Origin of the sequence: Spiroplasma sp. hy2 (assembly GCF_044714365.1) — a bacterium.
GTDB classification, from domain to species: Bacteria; Bacillota_I; Bacilli_A; order Mycoplasmatales; family Mycoplasmataceae; genus Spiroplasma; species Spiroplasma phoeniceum.
This window is the reverse complement of the sequence record NZ_RXFZ02000217.1, coordinates 1-1,446: the sequence shown is the minus strand read 5'-3', so window position 1 is coordinate 1,446 and position 1,446 is coordinate 1. Positions and strand designations below refer to the sequence as shown.

Here is a 1,446-nt window from a genome sequence, read left to right as displayed (position 1 = left end):
ATTTTTAAATAAAAGACATAATTAATTAAAATTATAATTTGCTATTAGTATCTTTTTAAAAATATTTACAATTATTTTAATAGGTTATGCAAGAAGTCTATTAAATAAAAGACATTGCAAAATGTCTTTTTTAATAGATGGATTCAAAATTCTGTACCAAATAATTTTAAATTTTAAATGGATTTTTAACTAATTTATTATATAATAAAAAGTAGGATTTAAAGGAGTAATAAAAATGACTAATAATGATAATGTTTATAATCCTAAAAGAGCATGATATGAGTTAAAACCAACATTAGTTGATTGTGCTGCTCCCTTTGCTTTTAATTTAGTTAAACTTAAAAATACGGGTTATATTTTTTTAGGAACAGCTATTTTTGCTCCCTTTTTTATTAATATTCTAATTTCATATATTTTTACACATAATGAATATGCTTTAGCAGGGATGAACTTTATTAGTTGGATTATTGTTGCAGTTGGTTCATATTTTGTTATTAGTGGTGCACAAAATGAAATTATGCGGTCAGGTGCTATTGCCTTTTATTATTTTTATTTTATTCCAAATATTATTGGTTTAGTAATTGGAACCATTGTAAACCAGTTTCATCCATCTGATAGTGTTAAAACAACAATTAATTTATTAACATTAATAATTGCGGGATTGGTGACAATTTTTATTCTTTATCGGTCATCACCATTAATTTTTGAAAAAATTAAATTAACTTTAAAACAAGATTGCAAACGTCTTTTTGTTGTTTGCTCAATTAGTATTATTGCTGTTTTTTCAATTCATTTATTTTTTGTTTATTTACAATCATTAATAACAGCAACAACTTCAAACAATCAAAATAATTTAATTAAAGGACTAGATAAATGGTGAAATATTGCTTTCTTATTTATCTATACAATTTTAATTGCTCCAGTTGTTGAAGACTTAGCAACTAGACACGGAATTTTTAGTTTAAGTGGTAACAAATGACTTGGATTTGTTGCATCAACAATTTTCTTTGCTGGCATGCATGTCGCTGGAACCGGTGAATGAGAACATTTTATTGGATATATTGGAGCATCATTAACACTAGGAATGCTATTTCTTATTGTTAATGGGAATGTTACATATACCATAATTCCGCATGCTGGTTATAATTGCATTGTTGCCATTTTAATGCTTGCTGCACCAAAATTTTTAGCATAATTAATTTTAAAAAAGCACTTTAGTGCTTTTTATTTTTTTGAAACAAACTTATGCAGATATATATTTAATTAGTTATATTCTAAGACAATTAATGATTTTCTAAAAAAGATTCTTTAGAGATTTATTTATAGCAATATTATTATTAATCATTAGACTTCTTGCATAACCTATTAAAATAATTGTAAATATTTTTAAAAAGATACTAATAGCAAATTATAATTTTAATTAATTATGTCTTTTATTTAAAAATW

The 1,446-nt window shown here is 23.9% G+C and carries 1 protein-coding gene; it reads left to right on the top strand.

The genetic code is table 4. The annotated features are described in order from the left end of the window. Positions 1–235: 235 nt before the first annotated feature. Complete coding sequence (locus EHV01_RS05535) at positions 236–1,195, top strand: CPBP family intramembrane glutamic endopeptidase (RefSeq protein WP_422066586.1); 960 nt, start codon at positions 236–238, stop codon at positions 1,193–1,195. Positions 1,196–1,446: the final 251 nt, after the last annotated feature.